The 19,761-nt window shown below is 57.9% G+C and carries 20 protein-coding genes; 18 read left to right on the plus strand and 2 right to left on the minus strand.

Going from position 1 to position 19,761, the window contains the following annotated elements:
- The first annotated feature begins 311 nt into the window (after positions 1-311).
- From sctV to BI327_RS18030, 6 genes are all read left to right on the plus strand, one after another.
- Positions 312-2,414: a type III secretion system export apparatus subunit SctV gene (gene sctV, locus BI327_RS18005; RefSeq protein ID WP_076862068.1), complete on the plus strand. Its 2,103-nt coding sequence runs from the start codon at positions 312-314 to the stop codon at positions 2,412-2,414.
- Between the two features lie 11 nt (positions 2,415-2,425).
- Complete coding sequence (locus BI327_RS18010) at positions 2,426-3,790, plus strand: FHA domain-containing protein (RefSeq protein WP_076862069.1); 1,365 nt, start codon at positions 2,426-2,428, stop codon at positions 3,788-3,790.
- Positions 3,777-4,028 (plus strand): EscE/YscE/SsaE family type III secretion system needle protein co-chaperone, encoded by a 252-nt coding sequence (locus BI327_RS18015; protein WP_076862070.1) that lies wholly within the window; start codon positions 3,777-3,779, stop codon positions 4,026-4,028. Before BI327_RS18010 ends, BI327_RS18015 begins: the two co-directional genes overlap by 14 nt.
- A 15-nt stretch (positions 4,029-4,043) precedes the next feature.
- Positions 4,044-4,262 carry an EscF/YscF/HrpA family type III secretion system needle major subunit gene (locus BI327_RS18020; protein ID WP_066504019.1) on the plus strand — a complete coding sequence of 73 codons (219 nt, stop codon included), beginning with the start codon at positions 4,044-4,046 and terminating at the stop codon, positions 4,260-4,262.
- Positions 4,263-4,335: 73 nt separating this feature from the next.
- A complete protein-coding gene (locus BI327_RS18025) occupies positions 4,336-5,310 on the plus strand; it encodes a LysR substrate-binding domain-containing protein (RefSeq protein ID WP_159450464.1) in 975 nt (324 codons plus the stop codon).
- Positions 5,311-5,518: 208 nt separating this feature from the next.
- Complete coding sequence (locus BI327_RS18030; RefSeq protein ID WP_076862072.1) at positions 5,519-5,746, plus strand: hypothetical protein; 228 nt, start codon at positions 5,519-5,521, stop codon at positions 5,744-5,746.
- A gap of 43 nt (positions 5,747-5,789) precedes the next feature.
- Here the strand turns inward: BI327_RS18030 and BI327_RS18035 are convergent, their stop codons facing one another.
- Entirely contained in the window at positions 5,790-7,820 is a 2,031-nt protein-coding gene (locus tag BI327_RS18035) for a secretin N-terminal domain-containing protein (protein ID WP_159450465.1), read from the minus strand.
- A gap of 826 nt (positions 7,821-8,646) precedes the next feature.
- Here BI327_RS18035 and BI327_RS43775 point away from each other — a divergent pair.
- The 11 genes from BI327_RS43775 (at position 8,647) to BI327_RS18090 (ending at position 17,773) form a co-directional block, all read left to right on the plus strand.
- Positions 8,647-8,796, plus strand: a complete 150-nt coding sequence (locus BI327_RS43775) for a Ulp1 family isopeptidase (RefSeq protein ID WP_143271643.1) — start codon at positions 8,647-8,649, stop codon at positions 8,794-8,796.
- A gap of 406 nt (positions 8,797-9,202) precedes the next feature.
- A complete protein-coding gene (locus BI327_RS18045; RefSeq protein WP_143271644.1) occupies positions 9,203-9,859 on the plus strand; it encodes a hypothetical protein in 657 nt (218 codons plus the stop codon).
- On the plus strand, positions 9,856-10,842 hold the full coding sequence (locus BI327_RS18050) for a FliM/FliN family flagellar motor switch protein (RefSeq protein ID WP_076862076.1): 987 nt from the start codon (positions 9,856-9,858) through the stop codon (positions 10,840-10,842). Before BI327_RS18045 ends, BI327_RS18050 begins: the two co-directional genes overlap by 4 nt.
- Positions 10,839-11,501: a type III secretion system export apparatus subunit SctR gene (sctR, locus tag BI327_RS18055; protein WP_076862077.1), complete on the plus strand. Its 663-nt coding sequence runs from the start codon at positions 10,839-10,841 to the stop codon at positions 11,499-11,501. The genes BI327_RS18050 and sctR overlap by 4 nt, the downstream gene beginning before the upstream one ends.
- Entirely contained in the window at positions 11,498-11,758 is a 261-nt protein-coding gene (gene sctS / locus BI327_RS18060) for a type III secretion system export apparatus subunit SctS (protein WP_066504027.1), read from the plus strand. Before sctR ends, sctS begins: the two co-directional genes overlap by 4 nt.
- Before the next feature lie 93 nt (positions 11,759-11,851).
- Positions 11,852-12,640: a type III secretion system export apparatus subunit SctT gene (gene sctT / locus BI327_RS18065; protein WP_076862078.1), complete on the plus strand. Its 789-nt coding sequence runs from the start codon at positions 11,852-11,854 to the stop codon at positions 12,638-12,640.
- 6 nt (positions 12,641-12,646) lie between these two features.
- Positions 12,647-13,711, plus strand: coding sequence for an EscU/YscU/HrcU family type III secretion system export apparatus switch protein (locus BI327_RS18070; RefSeq protein WP_076862079.1), 1,065 nt, complete (start codon positions 12,647-12,649; stop codon positions 13,709-13,711).
- 935 nt (positions 13,712-14,646) lie between these two features.
- The gene (locus BI327_RS18075) at positions 14,647-15,150 is read left to right on the plus strand and encodes a SycD/LcrH family type III secretion system chaperone (protein WP_136626172.1); all 504 of its coding nucleotides are present in this window, start codon (positions 14,647-14,649) and stop codon (positions 15,148-15,150) included.
- Positions 15,140-16,273, plus strand: a complete 1,134-nt coding sequence (gene sctE, locus BI327_RS18080; protein ID WP_083742123.1) for a type III secretion system translocon subunit SctE — start codon at positions 15,140-15,142, stop codon at positions 16,271-16,273. The genes BI327_RS18075 and sctE overlap by 11 nt, the downstream gene beginning before the upstream one ends.
- Before the next feature lie 43 nt (positions 16,274-16,316).
- Positions 16,317-17,189 (plus strand): hypothetical protein, encoded by an 873-nt coding sequence (locus tag BI327_RS18085; RefSeq protein WP_143271645.1) that lies wholly within the window; start codon positions 16,317-16,319, stop codon positions 17,187-17,189.
- A gap of 53 nt (positions 17,190-17,242) precedes the next feature.
- On the plus strand, positions 17,243-17,773 hold the full coding sequence (locus BI327_RS18090) for a hypothetical protein (protein WP_076862082.1): 531 nt from the start codon (positions 17,243-17,245) through the stop codon (positions 17,771-17,773).
- A gap of 156 nt (positions 17,774-17,929) precedes the next feature.
- Here the strand turns inward: BI327_RS18090 and BI327_RS43225 are convergent, their stop codons facing one another.
- Positions 17,930-18,325, minus strand: coding sequence for an MATE family efflux transporter (locus tag BI327_RS43225; RefSeq protein WP_076862083.1), 396 nt, complete (start codon positions 18,323-18,325; stop codon positions 17,930-17,932).
- Positions 18,326-18,956: 631 nt separating this feature from the next.
- Between BI327_RS43225 and BI327_RS18100 the strand changes: the two genes are divergently transcribed.
- Positions 18,957-19,235, plus strand: coding sequence for a hypothetical protein (locus BI327_RS18100; RefSeq protein WP_076862084.1), 279 nt, complete (start codon positions 18,957-18,959; stop codon positions 19,233-19,235).
- Positions 19,236-19,761: the final 526 nt, after the last annotated feature.

Here is a 19,761-nt window from a genome sequence, read left to right on the forward strand (position 1 = left end):
ATCGTGCGGTTAGGCTGACGGCGATACGCTCGACCGACCGTCCCGCTGGCACGATCGCGTGTGCCTGTCGTCTAGGTCAAAGACTGCGGGCTTACGGCAGACGATCGAAGAAACATCAGAGTCACTGTTGCGATCCGGGCGAGTTGGCTTTGAACGCAGCTAATCGGCGCGGAGGGTTCAAATTTGCTGCTCTGGGTTTGAAGGCGGGCCGGCAGTCTGCCTCAGGGCCGGAGCGAGCCATCGTCAGCTGCGTGTCGCACCTCTGGCTATGGACTGGCATTTCACGGGGCAAGTCGCGCTAGGCTGATCATATGAAGTCACTCGACAAACTGCTGACCATCGCGACCGGCCGTAACGACATTGTTCTGGTGACGTTGCTGATCACGATCGTTTTCATGATGATTATTCCGCTTCCATCAGTGCTTATGGATGTGCTGCAAGCGGTCAATCTGGGAATTGCAGCCCTCCTGCTGATGGTGGCGGTCTACATCAAATCGCCACTCGCATTCGTCTCATTTCCATCGGTGCTGTTGCTGGCAACGCTGTTTCGTCTGGCGCTCGGTATTGCGGCAACTCGCACCATCCTGCTTCGTGCGGAAGCTGGCCAGATCATCAAGACCTTCGGTAACTTTGTCGTAGCTGGTAATCTCGTCGTAGGCGCCGTTACCTTCTTGATCATGACAATTGTACAATTTGTCGTCATCACCAAAGGATCAGAGCGCGTTGCCGAAGTCGCTGCACGTTTTTCTCTGGATTCCATGCCGGGAAAGCAGATGAGCGTCGATGGCGACTTGCGGGCCGGCAGCATCGATATGCGAGAGGCACGCAGGCGCCGTGTTGCCATCGAGCGCGAAAGTCAGTTGTACGGTGCCATGGACGGCGCCATGAAGTTCCTCAAAGGGGACGCGATCGCAGGCGTGATCAGCATTATCGTGAACATCATTGGCGGGATCGCAATTGGTTCACTCCAAAAGGGAATGGGATTCTCGGAGGCGCTTGAAGTCTATACGACCTTGACCATTGGCGATGGTCTCGTCGGTCAGATTCCGGCGTTGTTCACCTCGATCACGGCAGGATTCATCGTCACGCGAGTAAGCTCCGAAGACAACAGCGCAGACCTCGGCAATGCAATCGGCAATGAACTGAGTGCGCAACCACGTGCACTCATGGTTGGCGCATTCATGCTCATCCTGTTCTCCCTTGTGCCCGGCTTTCCGACATTGATTTTTATGGTTTTGGCAGCAGCGGTGGGTGGGACTGGCTGGCTGCTGCAGCGTCGTGGCCAGCTATTGCGCACTGACTCGCATGGCCAGCCACTCAGCGGGGGAGCGCTGTCGATGAATCCGACTGAGGCCTCTGAGGCAAAGAAGGTAGGCGTAGGCGGCAATGGCATCATGCTTACTGTGCCCCTGATGATCGACGTTGACCGGGATATCCAGACGATGATCCAGCCGGACGTGCTTGATAAAGCGTTGGTGGCCACGCAGCAGGCGCTGATGCTCGATCTTGGCGTGCCGGTTCCAGCGATCAATGTCCGAATAAACGAGGATTGTCACAACGGCGAATATATTATCAGGCTAAATGAAGTTCCATACGGATCGGGACGATTGCGGCCTCAACACATCCTGGCGCGTGATACTCCCGAGCGCCTCGAAATGGTGGACATTCCATGTGTCGTGGAAGAGCCCTCCTTCTTGCCTCAGATCGAGACCGTCTGGGTTGATGTCGCACATCTCGAGTCGCTGCGAGCGGCGGGCATCCCGTATCTGGAATCAGCCCAGATTCTCTCCTGCCATGTTGGTCTAATCGTGCGTCGGCACGCCGATGAGTTCATCGGTATTCAGGAAACGAAAGCGCTTTTGAAGCAGGCGGAAGGATCCTTTCCAGAACTCGTGAAGGAGGCGTTGCGCCTAGTCCCGCTGCAAAAGATTGCCGAGGTGCTCAAACGGCTCGTTTCGGAGCAGGTTTCGCTGCGAAATATGAGTGCTATCCTCAACACATTGGTCCAGTGGGGACAAAATGAGAAGGATACAGTGCTGCTGACCGAGTATGTGCGCGGCGCGCTCAAGAGGCAGATCTGCTTTCAGCATTGTGCCGGTACGAATCTGTTGCCGGCCTACATTTTGACGCCGGAGGTGGAAGATACTGTGCGCAAGTCAATTCGACAGACGTCTGCGGGGAGCTATCTCGCTCTCGATCCGCAGACCACGCGACAGATCGTTGGCAGGATAAAAGATGCCGCCGGCATCCTTGAATCGCTGCCATACAAGCCCGTGCTACTCACCTCGATCGATGTCCGTCGATACGTCCGCAAGCTTGTCGAGGCCGATTTGTACGAGCTCCCGGTGCTCTCCTATCAGGAGCTTACTCCCGACATCTCTGTCCAGCCCTTGGCGCGAATTGCGCTGCAGTGACGTGCATGCCAATGGAAAAGAATGTTCTGACCGATGAGCAGGCCAAGCTCACTTTGCGCGTGCTGTCCGGGCCAAACCTGGGCGCGGAGACATGGCTGGACGAGGGAACGTCGCTCATCGGTAGCCATGATACGGATGACCTCACCTTCGGCGATCCGGAACTCGTCGGTTCGCATATTCGCATTGTTAACGAGTCAGGGAAAATCCAGATCACTGCGTCCGCACCGGGCGTGCTGATCAACGGTAGAGAGTGCACTCCCAACAATCCGACTATCCTTGATCCGTTCACCCCGGTCCGTGTTGGCCGCACAATCTTTAGCCTCGGTCCCGTCGGGCTCGACTTTCCCAAGGAGTATACCGTAGCCGAGCGCCAGGGGGTGGATGCAAGCAGGGCCGCTTCGGATGCGACAGAGTCATCGAGTTTGGGCAGCTGGCGAACACGTCTCGCGGTGGGCTGGATACCGTGGCGATTGCGGTTGGCGGCGGTGGTTTGTGGCCTCCTGATGATAATATGTGGCGCTTGGGCAGGGATGGAGCGGCTTCACTCCCGGTCTTTTTTTAACCCTCCGGGCACCCAGCCGATCGAGCCGCAGACGGCCGATCCTCATGGGGCGGACATTGCACCCGACGTCAATATCCAATCGACTGCCGGCAGGCTGACGATCGAACTGGGGCCTGGAGAGAATACCAACAAGAGCCAGTCTGACTGGCAGGACCCCAGGCTTGCGGCTGACCTCACAGCAAAGCGACCGGCTACTGCCAAATTATCTGACGCAAGGCTGATCGACCTCGCAGCTACGATCTTACACGCTTTTGATATCGACGGTCGCGTTCGCGTAGAAGCTGCAGGCGAACTCACAGTAATAGGTTACGGTCGGAGCGATGCTAAAGTAGAAGCGGCCCTTCGTCGTCTCCAGCAGGACATCCCGGGCATCTACAAGACCAATGATGAAGTGGCAACACCAGATCGCGCACGCGCTTTTTTGCTGCGGGCGGCGTCCGCCGAACTCCGTCGGTCCATCCGCATCACCGTAAGGCCCGATGTCGTATCCGTGTCCGGAGCGCTGGCCTCGGCGACATACGATGAGTGGAAGGACGTTGCCGCTCGGTTCGAGGAAAGATTCAGGCCCTATATCCGACTCGAGTCGCGGTGTGAGCTGATGGTATTGCCCGCGGTGCGAGGGGTGCACCTGGGCCGCACACCTTTCGTCGTGGTTGAAAACGGAGCTCAGTTGAAAGTGGGCGACAGCATCGATCACATCGGCAAGATTGCGGCCGTTGACCGCGACGGGCTTATCGTGCGCGTCGGAGAATCGAACCTTCGCATGCTCTATCGAGAGAACCCAGAGTGGTTAACCGAGGATGATCAACGGTGAAGAGGAATCCATCGTGCTTGAGCTGGAGAAGCAGCTGCTAAATGATGTCGATGGCTCCAGCAGAGCCGTCATCAATGAAGACCTCCAGAACTGGAGGCAGTCTCTGAAACGTCACATTGATAGCGGCGTCACGACGCGGCAGTTCGAAGCACTGCAGGCGCTGCTCGAGGCAATAGATTGCGCGACCGAAGTCGTTGATGCTACATGGGTACAGCAACACCGCGAAATAGTCCGCTGAGTAATGAGAGGTGAAATGCATTTCGGCAGTATAACCAGCTCGATTGGGCAATCCGTCGTCCAATCGGAACGCAATGTGAGAGAACGTATGGCAACCATGAACCCGGACGACACCATGGATCTGATTCGCTTTCAGCTCTCAATGACCAAGCACACGACACTGTTGAACTTGAACTCCACCATCATCAAGGCGGTTCACGACGCACTCAATGGTATCATCCGGAATATTGCCTGATCTTCATCGGTAGGTGTGGTCGTTCGGTGCCGGCACGCTATCCGGGCTGATGGCGAGTCCGGATATTCTGATCATGCCTGAATCGACCGAGCGAAATCGAACGCGACTGATGTCACCTAACTTCCTGCAACTTCGTCATCTCCGCTATTTCCTCGGCATCGTGGATGCTGGTAGCTTTACGGGGGCGGCAGGCATGCTGCACGTGGCGCAACCTGCCCTCAGCCAGCAAATGACTGCCCTTGAAGCTGAGCTTGGCGTCGAACTGCTCCAGCGCAGTCAACGCGGCATTCGTCCAACTGCCGCGGGCGAAATCTTCTATCGTGAGGCGGCATCGATCATTGGGCAGGTGGAGCAGCTGGACCGCGTTGTTCGGTCGGCGGCAGGAGAACCGGAAGGCTTGGTAAGGCTTGGCATGTCATCGGGATTTGCGGTGTGCTGGGCTTGCGACTTTATGGAAGCCTGCCGGATGATTCTGCCGAAAGTGCACCTCCGTCTGGTTGCAGGTGACATTCTGCGCATGAGATCGCTTATCGCATCGCGTGCGCTCGATCTCTGCTTCCTTCTGGAAGATGAGCCTATCCAGGGCTTATCGCGGCAGCCGCTCTTTCATCAGCCGCTATCGCTGGTTGGACCTGTGTTTGCGGAAGACGTCACGCATACCATTTCGCTCGAGCGACTGGCTCACCTTCCTCTTGTGCTGCCGACAAGGCCCAACACAGTTCGCAGCGCGTTGGACCGGGCGTTTCAAGAGGTCGGCTTGATACCCAATTGCATCGCGGAAGTCGATACGTTCGCCAGTGCGCTCTCCCTGGTCAATGCAGGCATCGGTAATGTGATCGTTCCGAAGATCGTCTTCTCTGACATGCCGGGACATGGCCATCTGAGGCTGATCTCGATAGATCCGCCGATCCATGTGACGGCATGCCTGATCTCTTCCGGCAATACTCCGCTGCCCTTCGCGGCACAGGCGGTAGGTGACCTCCTGACAACCCACGTAAAACTGGCGCTTCGAAAAGACGGCAAAGAGAAGGAAGGCTCATTATCATAACGGGAGCCTCGAGGGTACAACCAGTGTGAACCCCGGCCCGAAGTGGAATTCGTCCACCATCGACTGACTCTGAGACTTCAAACGCCAGCGTGTTGCCGAGCGGCCGTCGCCCCGCGATCCGGCCAGCAAATAGTCGAAGCCTAGCTGCAACCTGGGATCTTGCTGGTTGGACTGAGGTTTCACTGGCGGCAGATCGCCGAGGGAAGAAATGTTCGTCGATACAAGTTGCGATTGCGACGACAGTGTAGCTCGCCTGCCGCGGCCCGCGTTCAAGGAAAAGCCCGACGAGCAGCCATCCGACCTGCTGCCCCGGGAGCCTGAGCGGCGAGTCATCGTCCGTGCCGGCAAGCGATGGGACTGTCTGACCGGCGACGTCGATGACGGTCTTGCGCCGATCGACAGCAACCTTCTAGTCGTCACTGGATACGTACTCTGATCAAGCACAGCGTTCCGATCGGGAGACTGCTTCGCGCCAACTATCAATCGAGTGCGCGTCGCATATTGCCATCGAGCAGGGGAGATACCGGGGGCTCAGGAAAGGTTCTGGGTACCGAAATTGAGCCGGTGACGGCCGGGATTGCCAGCTCTCGCCGAACCTTCGCAGCTTGTTCACGCTTTGGTGAGGCAGCCTCTTGTTGCGGTCCGGGCGTGAGCTGGCGGCCGAGCTCGGGCGCCAGCGATTCGAACTTCGCCCGCAACTCGTCGGTTAGGGCTCCTGCCTCTGCGTCACCTTGAAGCACCAGAGGATTGAGTAACACCAGGAGCTCAGTTCGCTCTTTGGTTTGTTCAGTACGCCGGAATGCCGCTCCCAGAAGCGGAATGTTCATCAGCAAAGGCAGCCCAGAATCGGCCCGAGAGGTACTATCCTGCATCAACCCACCAATCGCTATCGTATCCCCGTTTCGTGTGGATACGGTGCTCTGCAGGCGGCGTAGCGAAATCACAGGGGACTGGACGCTGGTGAGCTTGTTCTTGTTGGCGGTACTAACCTCCTGAAAAGTGTCGAGTGTGACACTACCGCCGGCGCCTATTCTCGGCGTAACAGCCAAAATTACTCCTGTGTCACGCAGTTCGACGTTGCTGATGATCGGCGAGTTCTCGCTTGCCGGGGATTGGGATGATCGGGACAAGATAGGGACCTGCTCGCCGACCTGGATCGTCGCCGGCTGATTGTCGACCGCGAGAATGCGTGGCGCGGATACAACCTTGACGTCCGCCACCTCGCTCAGCGCATGCAGCACAACGTTGGCACTTGTCCCGGGAAACACATAGGACAAGCCACCTTTTGGAACGGCACCCAGGCCACGAGAGGACAAAAGATAGTCCACCCCGTACCCCAGGCCGTCGTTTAGCCGGACCTCCGCGACAATTGCCTGGATGAGAACCTGACGAGGCTTGACATCAAGACGACGGATCGCGGCATCGATGATCTTGGCATCGTGCGGTGCCGCCAGAATAACAAGCGCGTTCTGGCTGCGATCCGCCTGGATCCGCACCGGCGCCGATAACCCGAGACTGGCCGGGACCACTACCGCTTCGTGCTTTGCTTGCACCGTCTGCGTGTTCGAGTCGGAGTCTGCGTTCGGCGGGCTGGACGGGTTTGGAAGAAGGTCTGATCGACTGGCCAGGCTTGCCACCGGCACCTTGCCGGACTCTCCATCGGACTGTGCGGGCGCTGCTGCAACGCTCGGGTCAGCGCCGAAGATTTGCGCCAGCACCTGAGCCACTTCCGTCGCCCTTCGGTACTTCAGAGGCCGCACTTGAACGTTTGCTGCTGCCTTCGACGTTCTGTCCAGCTTCTCGATTGTCGTACGCGCGTGCTGGAGCGCCGCAGGATCGTCGGCAATTACAAGAATGCCGTTCAACCGCTCCAGTGATGCAAACCGGACTCGCGCCGGACCCTCAGCATTCTGATTGAATAGAAAATTGAGGTCTTTCTCGACTGCGGCGGGACTAGCCTGAGCCAGGGTATACAGAGCAAAGGACTTGTGGAGCATGCTATCGATGTCCAACAAGGCTATGAGTTCACGCGCGGAACTGACGCCACCGGGCGGGCCGCTGATCGCAATGCCTCGTTGTCCGGGGGCGGGCGCCAAATGAACGTTTTCCTCGACGTTTGGTCGGATGACCTTGATGACCTCGACTGGGTCGACATAACGAACGGGAATTACCTTAACATCGCCGCGCCCTCCGTCGGCGAGATCAGCCAGGCGCGCCACCCTGACTCCCCGGTCACCTGCCGCCAGTCCGTAACCAGACTTTCCCAGCACTTCGTCCAGAAGCCGCGGAACATCATTCGCCGGAACCTTGCCGGAAGTCCGGAGCGTTATCTTTCCCTCCACGCCTGGATCGATCACAACGGGCATGGCCAAGATATTGCCGACGACGTCATTCACGACCCGCCGAATATCAGCATTGACGTAGTCCAGACTGACGCGCGTGCTATTGGTGGTGACCGGTAGCCGACGCTCCGAGGTTTCGGCAGGTGGGGCGGATGGCTGGGTCAACACTTCAAAGCCCCCCGCGAGCGGTGCGCTCTCCGAGTATGTAGGTTCGGACACCTTCCGAATGCCGCTCGGCGGGTTCAGTAGAACGCTGCGCTCAGCCGTCGAGCCTGCGCATCCGGTGAGGAGTAGACAAAGAAACGTGAGTGCCGTGGGGTGGGAAGGGGGACACACTTGCGGAAGATGTGCATTCATTCAATGTTTCCATGTGCCAGCGCAAAGCCATCCTCTGGAGCTTTAGCAGCGCGAGCGATGTTGGGCCTGGCGCTCAGCGGCGAAACTTTCCCGAGGATAAGACAAATAGCAGCTTGATGATTCTTCCGAGTGTCAGTACCGGAGACCCGCCAAGCTGCAAATTAATTCATCGATATCGGGCCATAACGGGAAGTGATGGAGCTGCGAGCGCTCCGTGCTTTGACCACACATTGATGGTCGCCTGGATAAGCAGGAGCGGTATTCACCACGCGGCACGTTTCGATGAGTTGTTGCCAATCTCGGCAGTTACGGGTGAAGCGCGAGATCGCGGACGCAAACTGGACCAACCCTTGCCAGGTAGCCAAACTCCGCTGCCATTGGCTCCAAAACGGCGCGTTGTATGCCGTCGTCGGCTGAACGAGCGCGATGATCATCGATCTCGTCAAGCCATGACCACCCGAGTGCCGTCGGCCGTTCCCGCATGACTAGTACAAGCGGGCTGCTCTCGCGACACACTCCCTGATGCGCCGGAGTTTGACGCACGTAAGATCATGCCGCGCTTCAGATGATGAGGCACTAAGTCAGAAATCATCGATCTTCTTAGCGGCGGCGTAGCTGTCCTCGCAGCATAGCTGACATGGCCCAGCAGCAGAACCGCTATGATTGTGGCGTCTTCGTGCTCGACGCGACGCGGACGCTGGTTAGACGTTGGCGGAAGGACAGCAGCCAGAGCAGCTGCGCCTTAACAACATCGGCGCAGATCGGCAGGCCTTGCGGGATCGACTAGGCGCTTTTCCCGGGTTGGGCTGACCAGGCTGACTGGAATATTAAGCGGTGCCAAGTCCTTGAGAATCCGCCCCCGTTCATGGAGGGGATCAGGCGGCCGTTCAACAACCATATGGATCGGGCCTGGCCCGATCGTTGGGCTGCGCCATAGCGCGATCAGCTGGACCGATATCGAAAATGTATTTGCTTCTGAGCGGCCCTAAGCAGATCAAAGGGGTGGAAGGGAGTGCCTTGTGCTGAGCGGCGCTTACCTTCCTCTTGTCTCCGGGGTACAAGGTCGTGATTGGTGACTGGAGCGATGAGCCGCGGCGCTGCAATGCGCGAATTGAGCTGTCTGCATGGCATTTCAGCGTGCCTGTCGCTGCGGCGCGTTTGATGTCTGGTGAAGCTGCGATGGAGCTGCCTTGATGAAGGTCCGTGACAGCGCTTCGATGTCGGCAATCGCGCCATGTGACCGCTCGCCCCCGCGCGTGCTCGCGGCCCAGAAGCCTGTGCCTGGTGCGGATTACGAGCGCTTTCGGCGACGACTCGAAGAGGCCGCTCTGGATGACTGCGAGTCGCCCGCGGATGGTTCCGGCTGCTCGAAGCTCGGCAACGATCAGCATGATCCGGTGGCGATGGGGGGCGTTGCGTCCTCCTGCGTGCCCGTCGTCTCGCACGAACCCGTCATGCCGGATTATGCACAGGATCCGGGAGTGGACGGAAAGCCTTCACGTTCCACAGAGCTCGCTGAGCTGGCGGAGGCGATCGTTGAGCGCTGTTTGATATGCCCGGACCGCAGGGGGGGCGCGACGGCGTATATCACGTTGAATCGCGTCGTGTTTGGAAGCGCATGTGTGTCCGTCAGGTGCCGCGACGATGCGCTATCTCTCTCCATCGTCTCCGACCACCTTAGGTCCATCTTGCAATTGCGAGGCCAAGCGTTTGCGCGCCACTTGTCTGATCGGCTCGGCATGCGCGTCATGATTGCAGTCGTTGGCCGAGGCTGGCGGGAAGAGGGCTGTCATTGGCACTCTTCCGGTTCGGAGACGACATTCCACTACAGCGCTGAGAAGCGCTCATGATCGATCTTCCGCGCTACGATGGACGCGATGCTGTCGCAATATCGCGAATTGCGAGTCGTCTTCCGTTTGCTTTCAGTCTCGCCGGCATCGAAGTGCAGGCGGTCATGGCCGATTCAACGCATCGGCCCATCCCGGTGCCAAGTTACACCGTGTTAATGAATGTGCAAGGCCACAAAATCCGCCTCGCATTAGGGGCAATGCTCCTTCCACAGCTGGCCGTAGAACGATGGCCGGAGATCACCACATTGTCTCCTGGCCACGGCTTGGGTGAGATATTGTTTGATATCGTTCTGCAGGATCTGGCGATCGAGGTGGAGCGATGGTGCGGTCTGCGGCCGACCTGGTCCTGCTCCGACGTCGCGGCCCCGCGTCCCTACGCGTTCAAGATCGTTCGGCTGGAGCAACCGAGCGATCTGGTCGGTTTGGTGGAACTCGATGGTGAGGGGCTGCAGTGGGTCGCCGACTGTTCCTCCGACCTGCCGGTCGTAGCCGCAGTGCTCGATGAGCTTCCGCTTCTTCTGGATGTGCGCATTGCTCCCATCAGCCTTGCCGTGGCGGAACTACAGCGACTTGCGCAAGGTGACGTCATCATGCTCGACAACCAATCGGTGGGCAAGGATGGCGTGATGAGCGTTGTCGCGCACCTCTCTAACAATCCCTGGTTTCGTGCCTCGATCCGGGATTGCCGCCTCTCTGTCCAATCAGTAGTGGATCGTTTGATGGGTAAGCCGGAGTTCCTCCCGTCTGAAAGCCTCGACAGCCTTAATCTGACCGTCGATGTTGATGTCGGACGTTTGACCATGCCGCTCGGACAGCTTCGTGAACTCGCTGTGGGCCAGGTCATCGATCTTGGCTTTGATGCAACCACTAACGTTTCTCTGCGCGTCAATGGCCAAGTCGTCGCGACGGGTGAGCTGGTGCGCATTGCTGAGCGGACCGGGGTGCGCCTGCTGGATCTGCGCTTGCCCCGGGCTGAGCGATGAATAAGTTGCCCGATCCGGCGACGCTTGTCGTCCTGATGGGAGCCATCGCGGTCCTCCCCTTCGTTGCGATTACGGTAACGTCCTTCGTAAAGCTTGTCGTTGTCTTTGGGCTGCTGCGCAACGCACTCGGCGTTCAGAATATCCCACCGAACATGGCCTTGAACGCGATCGCTATCTTACTTTCGGTCTACATCATGCAGCCAGTGGCGAAGGGCGCGTATCAGGCTCTGCGTGATAGGCCAATCGCGTACCAAACGTTCGGAGAATTGGTCGACACGATAGCCATAGGTGCCGAGCCAGTTCGTGACTTCCTCATCAAAAACACGTCCACGACATCACGTCATTTCTTCGTCAATGCCACGCGCAAGTCGTGGAGCAAGGAAGACGCGGCTGACGTGGTCGACAACGCATTTTTGATCTTGATCCCGGCCTTCATCACGTCCGAACTGGAAGAGGCATTCAAGGTCGGATGCTTGCTGTTCCTCCCCTTCATCGTTATCGATCTCGTTATCTCCAACATCCTTCTGGCGATGGGCATGATGATGGTTTCACCCATGACGATATCCCTGCCATTCAAGCTGTTCTTGTTCGTTGCCGTGAACGGGTGGCAGCGCCTCATCCACGGCCTCGTCTTGTCCTACGCAGGACCGGCGTCTTGAATTCCGCCACGCTCGTCAACGTCGCCGTCGAAGCGCTTACACTGTCGGTTGTGCTGTCCTTGCCGGCAGTCCTCGTCGCTACGATAGTGGGACTGACCATCAGTCTCATCCAGGCCATGACTCAGATTCAAGAGCAAACACTTTCCTTCGCTGTGAAGCTGATAAGCGTAAATCTTGTGCTGGTCGCCACCGCGAGCTGGTTTGAGGAGCTTGGCCGGTATACCATGCGAATCTTCGACAAGATCGGCGCAGTGTAGGCGTTGGAGTTCGAGCGGGTCATCGATTGTCCATCGCGTGCGGCATCTGCAGAAAGGACCGCGGCCGCTCTTCATCATCCTGGTTGTCCTTTCATGTTGTCACTTGATCCGGATGAGATGCGTACCGCCCTCGTTGTTCTTGTGCTCGCGGTTGCGCGCATATCGGGCATGATGCTGGTCGTCCCAGTCCTCGCGCGCAATATGATGACAGGAATGGCACGCAACAGCGTGATCATCGCATTGTCGTTCCCTGTAATGGGGCGCGCCTGGACAACAAGGCCTGAGGACCTCGACTTGGCCAGCCTGACGCTGATCCTGGGCCTCGGACTGAAGGAACTTCTGCTCGGGCTTGTACTCGGCTTGCCAGTTGCCGCCGTCATGTGGGGCGTGGAGGCGTGCGGCACGTTCATTGACAACCAAAGGGGTGCAACGATGGCCAGTCTGCTTGATCCGGCAAGCGGCAATCAAACCTCGCCGCTTGGGACATTCCTGGGTGAGCTTTACCTCACATGGCTGTTCGTCACGGGAGGCTTCTCCAAGCTCCTGGAGGCACTCTATCGCTCGCATGAAATCTGGCCTGTGTGGACCTTTCGTCCGACAATTGGTCCAGCATTCGTCGGAGAGGTACTGAGCCTCGCGGACCTCGTCATGCTGTTGACATTGCTCCTCGCCGGTCCAGCCATCCTCGCCATGTTCTTAAGTGAATTGGGTCTGGCGCTGATTGGTCGGTTCGTGCCACAATTGCAGGTCTTCTATGTCGCTATGCCGGTCAAAAGCGTGGTTGGTCTGCTGCTGCTGATCCTGTCGCTCGCGACAGTTTTGACTCATACCGGCGATCATGGGCTATCGCCTGTCGCATTTGTTCGCCGCATCGCCATGTGAGTATTCATGCCAGCTGGTAAGAGCGAAAGACCGACCCGTCAGAGGCTGCGCGAGCTGCGCAAGAAAGGACAGGTTGCTCAGAGCAGGGAGGTTGTCTCGGCGGTGCTGACCATTGGGTTCTTCGCCTTGTTCGTCACCTCTTTGTCTCGCCTGGTGGACCGACTTGAGGCAGCGCTCCTGTTACCCATCGCGCATCTGAAAAATGAGAACTTTGTCGTTGTCGCGCTGCAACTCTTCGGATCGTACGGCCGTGAAATACAGAGCCTGACAACGCCGTTTCTCGGCGTCGTCCTGATCGGCGGTGTCGGCGGCCACATGTTGCAGACCGGAGTGCTCTTCTCGCCCTCAGCAGCGGCGCCATCGCTCATGAGGCTGAACCCAAGTGAGAACATCGGCAGGATATTCTCGTCGCAGAGCCTCTTCGAGCTGAGCCGATCAGTCGTGAAGGTGCTGTTGCTCGGTCTCGTTCTTGTATTTGTGGTTCGCGCAGCAGTAAGTTCGCTTGTATGGATTCCGAGCTGCGGAATATCCTGCCTGGCTTTGCTGACGGGTAACCTCTTATTCTATGTCGCGGTCTGGGCGGGGTCGATCCATCTTGTCGTGGCAATTGCGGACTTCGCGTTCCAGCGGTGGCAGTTCGAGAAGAGGAATATGATGTCGCTGGAAGAAGTGAAGCGAGAATACAAGGAAAACGAAGGCGATCCCCTGATCAAGAGGCGCCGCAAGCAACTTCGTTCGCAATTGATGGCCAAGAATCCTATCGCCCTGGCGCGTAGTGCGACCGCGTTGATCTCCAATCCCACGCATATTGCAGTGGCGCTTTACTACGATGGGCAACAGACTCCGCTACCCGTGATTGACGCTATTGGTACCGACCTGCTCGCACAGCAAATGATCGCGGCCGCCGCCGCCGCTGGCGTGCCGGTGATGCGAAATGTTCCGCTGGCGCGTGCGCTCCTGGAAGACGGTCTGGTCGATGAATATATCCCGTCACACTTGATTGAACCTATCGCAGAGGTGTTGCGAGCGCTCGGGGACCTTGCGACCGAGACCGGTGGTGATCGGCTCTGAATTCGTGAGGTCAGTTGCGAGCTTCGGAATAGTCAGCATGGCGCGAATGAAATAGACCCCTTGGGGCCACCTTCGACGCCATCCTCCTCAGAACCGAGTAATTTGTCGTGAATTGTTCGGCAACATTGTTCGGATCGCTATTGGGTGCCCCCTAGGATGGATGTGGGCAATTTAAGGCCTGGGCAGGTAGTGGCGGGTGGAACGCTAGGCGTCCGGAGAATGCCACGCGCTTCACATCCACGATAAGTCGCCGTTACGAACTCCGCCCTCATCAGGTTTCAGGGAAAGTTCAGAATAATCGTATTGTCCGACAACCTGAACGGTAGCCACGCTTGCGCCGGTACGAGCGGCCCTATCATTCGTGCCGATGCACCCATAATGACTCAATATTCTGCGCGCCGCGGACTATCGGGTACCGTAGGGCAGGAGCCGTCCAGTACTCCTGGATGCCGAAGCTGTTCTCGGCGTCGTTCAGTCGGGATAACGGGCATCTTGTGCAAGACGCAGATTGTCCCAGCCCTGGCGTCGAGCCGCCGATCTGGCGGTCGACGTTCTCGAGTGGTTTGCACCTGCGAGCGGCATGGCGCCGTCGGGTGCAGGTCGGACCCGGGTTGCATCGCATGAAGTTGGTGAGGAAGCGAACGTGGATCTAGACGAAACGATACAAAGGTCCCGACAAACGATCGAGCAAATGGACCGCCTTCTAAGGAGGGCGGATGCTCAACTTGAGTGGCTGGCTCAACTATCGGACGCCGGGGCGGCCGGCCCGGAATCTCCTCCTGCGAGTAACGGCGATTGCGATGGGGGCTCTGACGCATCTTATTCATGCGAGCAGGCGGCCCCAGGCGATGTTTTGCCTTCACCCGAAACGACTTTGAATCTTTCATGGCTCGGACAAAGGGTGTGATTTGGCGAGCGGGGTCGAGCAAGGCCTATTGAGCGATCCTGAGGCGGCCGATGCGATTGACGGCGGAGCCTCGTCGCACCTCGCGCTCGACTTCATGGCGGGGCGCGCGACGTTAGGCGATGTCGTTGGCATTACAGACGAAGAACTTGAGGCACTATATGCGCTGGGTTACCGCTATTACTGCTGCGGCAAATATGAGCACGCGCTGAGTTTCTTTCGCTTTCTATGCTTGCATCGACACACTGACGCGCGATCCTGGCTCAGCCTGGCTGCTGCCAGTCAGATGCTTGAGGATACAGAGGGGGCGGTGCAGGCTTACAAGTTGGCTGCGCTCCTGAACAGCGAGGACCCGCAGATACCACTTCGCGCTGCAGAATGTTTGGTCAAACTGGGGCGCCCGGCAGCAGCCATAGTCGCGCTCGGTGATGTCCTGACGCTCAGCGCCGGAAATTCCGAGCTCAACACGTTCGCCTGGCGCGCGCGACGGATGCTCGACCGTCTGAAAACGGAAAGGAACTCAAATGGTGCATAGCTTGAACGTAACCGGTTGGAACAGTGAAGCGCAGTACGAAGCAGGGACGCTAATTGTACCCGGCCGCTCCTTGATTGCTCGTTCAGGCACGCTCGATACGACAGCAATTGGCAATTTGCCGCCAGCAGTCTCCCGCAAAATCGTCGCATCGGGTTCGATTCCGAACCTGGCGCTGCCGCGCGGGCTCGACCCGGTAGAACTTGCTAACAATCTGCTGGCATTGAGGATCAAAATGGCTGACCGGCTAATTGCGAGCGGGATGGCGGATGTTCGACACGAAGGCGAACTGCTAAGGCAGCAGCACGAGACGATCGGCAACAAGATCATCGAAGCCGCTAACGCCATGGCGAAAGCGAAAAAGAGCGCACACATAAGGAAGTTCCTGGGGTGGCTCGCGGTCGGGCTCTCGGTCGCGGCCGCCGTGGTCACTGGTGGCACTCTTGCGACAGTTGCCGCGGCAGTGACAGTTGGCGTTGCGGTGCTCAACGAAACGGGTGTCGTCGACAAGATGACCCAGGCGATTGCCAAACGTCTCATGCAAGACGGCAACATGGATGCTGCCCAAGCGAACAAAGTGGCTGTCGGCATCACGATGGGCATCATATTGTCGGTTACCGTGCTGACGGCAGGCGCCGGGCTTATGGGTGGGGCTGCGAATGGAGCCCGCGCGGCCGCTATGTGGAGCCGCCTTGGTGAGGCCGGCGCGTCAGCTCTCCGTGGACTTGCCTCCCTCGCAAAGCAACCGGGCTCGTTGGCAACCGTCCTCTCAAGGGCCATGAATCAAGCCGCTTCCACGATCGCAGATACAACCTCGAACGCTACCAGGATTGCTCAGATCAGCCAGAAGGTTTCAACTGCCGCCCGCGTTGGCGAGGCAACTGCTTCGTTCGGCGGGGCCGCTGCGGGCATAGCGAATGGGGTTCAGCAGAAGGAGGCCGCGGACGCTCAGGCGGACGCGTTGGACATAAGGAAGCGAATTACGTGGATGAAAGAGCTTCAAAACAACGAGATGGACTTCATCAAGCAACTCGTCCTCGACCAAAAGGCGACCACGCAGAGGATTGCCGAGGCTATCGAGAGCCGTAGTGCAAGCGATGCGTCTCTCATCCGTGCCTTCGCCTAATCATTTCTAACAGCCTTCTCTTGCGAGCGTAAGGAACGCATTCATGCTAGGTGCTATCGAGCGTGTAAATGTCGTCGGCGTTGATCCATTGGACAATGCCGCGCATCGTCAGCTTTCGCCGAGTTCGCCCTCTGTCTCCCTCCGCGGCGCCCGCGCACCAGAGGCGACCACTACTCAGTCGTCGCTTGCCCATAGTGTTAACGGCGCGCCAAGTTCTGCACTGCTTGGAAACTCGGGGTTTCCTGAGCGTGTTACTCAGCAGACGCTTTCAGGTATTGCGCCCAAGCTCGAGGACTTTGCGACGGGGAGCAACATGTCGGCGATCGCGGCGCTCATTGTTCGTCTCAATTCTGAGCTTCGCAAAGCGGCCAGAGAGGACATGTGGGCTGCGGTTGGCGCCGATATCGCTGCGCAGGACGCGGCCGCCAAGTCGATTCGAAGTTCAGGGCTCTACCAGTTGTTTGGCTCGATCGCCGCATCGAGTGGCGCTATCGCCGGCGCCGGCATGAATCTCAAGGGTGCTCGCCAGAGTCAATTGCGATTCGAAAGCAATGCACCCAAGTCCTCGTCTGGTCTTGACGCCCACAGTTCTGATCGCATGGGCCATTTAGACGTTACGCGCATGGCTCACGCGCAAACCGCGGCCGCAGCGGAGACCATGAAATGGGGGGGCATGGCCGCCATGACAACGGAAACGTCCAAGATCGCGGGGGCCGGCATGAACATGGCGTCCACTCAATGTCAGGAAGAAAAGGCGAAGCATGACGCGGATAGCACCAAGGCGAAGGCCCACGCGGAGGACGAAAGGCAATTCATCGATTACTATCAGACGCAGATTCAGGACATGCTGAGCAAGCTTGCGGAGATGCGTAGTGCTGATAGCGAGACGAGGAGCAAACTCGTCAACATGGCCTGAGTGCAACCCATCATTTGAACAAACGATGTTTTAGACCGGAAGGAAGGTAGAAAATGATCAATGCAACTGCAAGCGTGCCGTCCTACAGTGCGGACTATGCCCTCACAGATGGGCAGTCGCTATATGCGACCATGATGCTGCTCATGATGGAGCGACACGGCATCTACGAGACGCAGCTCCGGGCTGATTATGCCAGCATGCAGGCGCGTAACAATCTTTTGAAAGACATGAATAGCGCATTGGCGACTCTGCGGGCCGAAAGGCCAAATGACGACAAGACTGTTAAAGCGTACGGCGCCTTTGTCGATTCGCAAGGCAAGACCCGAAGCGTCTATGAGTTCATGCAGGCGAATGGCATCGCCATCGAGAAAATCAAAGACGACGTATATGGCATACAGGCGGAGTTCGACGCCGCGATCAACAATCTCAAAGCGGCGATTGATAGCGCCAACAGCGAAGGGCAAATGGCAGTGATTTCGCTTCAAGGGCTTCTGGATAAGCTCAATCAGGTCACTCAATTGACATCTAACGTTCTGTCGAAAGACGAAAAGGCCAAGGAGGCCGTCATTGGCAATATTCGGTGATGGGCCAGTACTGACGGCTGCGGGCAGGTAATCGCTGCTACAATACAAAACGTTACAGGAAGGGTCGGCACGATGCGGTCAATCAATTAGTTGATAGATCCAAAACGGCCTGTTCTGGTCTTGTGGTGGATCGTTACGGAGGAGATCGTCTTTGGTTCATCCGCGGAAGGAATGATCGGTCCCGCTGCCCTTGCCAACAGGAAATGCTGGCAGTCTTTCGAAAAGTACCGCGATCGGAGTCGGCGCCCATAGAGCGAGTGCAATCCATAGCCCCATGCGCAGCGCACTCCGTACCAGGGCTGTGTTTGCCGCGCCATGTGCTTGCGCCGCGAGCGGCGCTACTGCCGAGATCACGCCAGCTGCGAAGGTCAGGCCAACCGATAAGATCATACCGGCAAGCGCGGCTGCCGCGAGGGCCTCGATGCCGATGTGGCCGATCCAGGCCAGATCCGTCGCCATCATCGCGATCTGCGCAAGCTGCGTGAGCGCGATCGGGGTCGCGAGTGTCGCGTTGCGGCGAGTTCGTCGCTGAGGTGATGGCGAGCCACCCATTTGGCCAACCCTGAGTTCACAAACGAAGTGCGACACTTTCTTGAGGAGGTGTTGCCATGGGGCGGACTTACAAGCCGCTCTCTCTGGACGACCCGACGGCCGAAATGGACGTCTAGATGCGGCACTTCTATCGACTCCGTTTCTCTGTTGTTTGCGGAGCCTTGGCCAGCGGACGCGCGTTAGATTGATGACGCAGACAGGGGCGTATCATCCGCGATTCCGACCGGACATCATCTTTCCGGATTGGGCCGCTCACGCAGAGTTCTTCGAACGCTATCGTTAGAGAGCTAAACCGGAGTGCTTAATCGGCCGTGATTGCTCGGTAAGATCAAGGTACGCCACGACCCGGGCAGTGATCGGGAAAGCTGACCAGCCTCATTGGGCATCGCCTGGATGTTATGAGAGCTGCCTGACTATGTTCCTCATGGTAGGTTCTCGAGCAGGGGCTGATAATGGCAATCACCTGAGTTCGCGGATGCCAAAAAGAGGATTCGAGGCACATCCAAATCCATATGCGGACAGCGATTTCGACAGCTTCCTGAAAGCTTGGACGAATACGAACCAACGTGGATAGGCTTAGAGATGAGGTTGGCGTGGGCTCGCATGGTTTCGACGCATCTGGTGCTGCACAGTGCCGCTGCAGAACGCCGATCTGGAACAGCAGCAAGCTCGGGCCGAACAAGAGGCCTTTGAGCAGCAGCTGGATGCAGCGCGGATGGCCGATGCTGCCCGCCTTCACCGGCGTCCCGGCCCTAAACCGCCGGCCAATGTGTCTGGTACGGATCGCGATTACACTTGGGCCATGATTGAGGCCGTCGGCAAGCGCCGAAAGCTGTCACACGCGACGGCCGAGAAATATACCTGGGCGAGAGACGCCAATCGCCCGAAGAAACTGATGACAAGACGTTAAATGAGCTTTTTGAGACGGTGTTCAAGAAGAACAAGTATGTGGGCATTGCACTGCAGGCTCTCCAGGAACAGCGTGGCGGGCTTAGAAGGCGTAAACGTGGCGCGACTGCTGGGTGTATACGTGGCGCGTATTCGGCATCCGTTGGGCGTATACCTGTCGCCCCAACCGAGGCTGATGCTCCGCTTATCGAAAGCATTATAGAAGAAGGGGTCAATAGAAAGCATTGGGCGCCGCCTAGCCGATCGCTCACCCGCTCCGCCAGACGGGGTCTCTTTGCCGCCTACGGATCAGTTCTGGATGTGGCAGTTGGTCCATACGAAAGGAACATGAGCGCATGTGAGCAAATGTTGGCCCTTCGCCCGAGCGGAAAGTCCATCAGCGAAGCCTACAGTCGCGCGAGCAGAGTTGAGGGCATCCCGCAAGCGCGAAGGCTCCACCTTGGAACGATGAGCGTCGCTGGCGTGTCTTAGAGCATAGAAAAGCTGATCGTCGGGTTGACAACTGAAAATTCTGCACCACACCGTCA

The sequence above is a fragment of the Bradyrhizobium mercantei genome, assembly GCF_001982635.1.
In the GTDB taxonomy this organism is placed as follows: domain Bacteria; phylum Pseudomonadota; class Alphaproteobacteria; order Rhizobiales; family Xanthobacteraceae; genus Bradyrhizobium; species Bradyrhizobium mercantei.

What these genes read in the sequence shown, in the direction of transcription:
- BI327_RS18020 (WP_066504019.1), top strand. Translation starts at nt 4,044, where the DNA reads ATGCATTTCGGCAGTATAACCAGCTCGATTGGGCAATCCGTCGTCCAA.
- BI327_RS43225 (WP_076862083.1), bottom strand. Translation starts at nt 18,325, where the DNA reads ATGGGTGGCTCGCCATCACCTCAGCGACGAACTCGCCGCAACGCGACA.
- BI327_RS18070 (WP_076862079.1), top strand. Translation starts at nt 12,647, where the DNA reads ATGCCAGCTGGTAAGAGCGAAAGACCGACCCGTCAGAGGCTGCGCGAG.
- BI327_RS43775 (WP_143271643.1), top strand. Translation starts at nt 8,647, where the DNA reads ATGGCCCAGCAGCAGAACCGCTATGATTGTGGCGTCTTCGTGCTCGAC.
- sctV (WP_076862068.1), top strand. Translation starts at nt 312, where the DNA reads ATGAAGTCACTCGACAAACTGCTGACCATCGCGACCGGCCGTAACGAC.
- sctT (WP_076862078.1), top strand. Translation starts at nt 11,852, where the DNA reads ATGTTGTCACTTGATCCGGATGAGATGCGTACCGCCCTCGTTGTTCTT.
- sctR (WP_076862077.1), top strand. Translation starts at nt 10,839, where the DNA reads ATGAATAAGTTGCCCGATCCGGCGACGCTTGTCGTCCTGATGGGAGCC.
- BI327_RS18010 (WP_076862069.1), top strand. Translation starts at nt 2,426, where the DNA reads ATGGAAAAGAATGTTCTGACCGATGAGCAGGCCAAGCTCACTTTGCGC.
- BI327_RS18085 (WP_143271645.1), top strand. Translation starts at nt 16,317, where the DNA reads ATGCTAGGTGCTATCGAGCGTGTAAATGTCGTCGGCGTTGATCCATTG.
- BI327_RS18030 (WP_076862072.1), top strand. Translation starts at nt 5,519, where the DNA reads ATGTTCGTCGATACAAGTTGCGATTGCGACGACAGTGTAGCTCGCCTG.
- BI327_RS18025 (WP_159450464.1), top strand. Translation starts at nt 4,336, where the DNA reads ATGCCTGAATCGACCGAGCGAAATCGAACGCGACTGATGTCACCTAAC.
- BI327_RS18015 (WP_076862070.1), top strand. Translation starts at nt 3,777, where the DNA reads ATGATCAACGGTGAAGAGGAATCCATCGTGCTTGAGCTGGAGAAGCAG.
- sctE (WP_083742123.1), top strand. Translation starts at nt 15,140, where the DNA reads ATGGTGCATAGCTTGAACGTAACCGGTTGGAACAGTGAAGCGCAGTAC.
- BI327_RS18045 (WP_143271644.1), top strand. Translation starts at nt 9,203, where the DNA reads ATGAAGGTCCGTGACAGCGCTTCGATGTCGGCAATCGCGCCATGTGAC.
- BI327_RS18090 (WP_076862082.1), top strand. Translation starts at nt 17,243, where the DNA reads ATGATCAATGCAACTGCAAGCGTGCCGTCCTACAGTGCGGACTATGCC.
- BI327_RS18050 (WP_076862076.1), top strand. Translation starts at nt 9,856, where the DNA reads ATGATCGATCTTCCGCGCTACGATGGACGCGATGCTGTCGCAATATCG.